The sequence below is a fragment of the Dysgonomonas sp. 511 genome, from assembly GCF_010501105.1.
Taxonomy (GTDB): domain Bacteria; phylum Bacteroidota; class Bacteroidia; order Bacteroidales; family Dysgonomonadaceae; genus Dysgonomonas.
Window position 1 is genome coordinate 1 of sequence record NZ_QVMQ01000115.1, and the last position, 315, is coordinate 315.

Here is a 315-nt window from a genome sequence, read left to right on the forward strand (position 1 = left end):
GTTTTTGCTCATTCCATACCAATATGTCACCTTCACGCATCAGGTCAGATGTCAATATTTCAAAGAATGAGTTTAAAGACGTGAAGTTGCCGAACAGCATAGAGGACGTAAAAGAAAAGAACCGCACTCCTACAATGCTTTACAATGGGATGATACACCCGATTTTGCATTGAATATCAACCGCATACCATTTACCGGAAATCCGTATGTAGCATTCAGGTGCGAAATACGAAGTTTATCTACCCTTATTCCCCGGTTAGGATTGCGTTCGTCAGCCTCATACATATAGGTATCGAATACCGCATTGAGGTTTAT

General features: G+C 41.0%; 1 pseudogene. It reads left to right on the top strand.

Features of this window, described 5'->3' with window-relative positions:
• Nucleotides 1-163: 163 nt before the first annotated feature.
• Nucleotides 164-289 (top strand): annotated as a pseudogene (locus tag D0T57_RS15985) (hypothetical protein); the annotation flags it as partial.
• Between the last annotated feature and the right edge of the window lie 26 nt (nucleotides 290-315).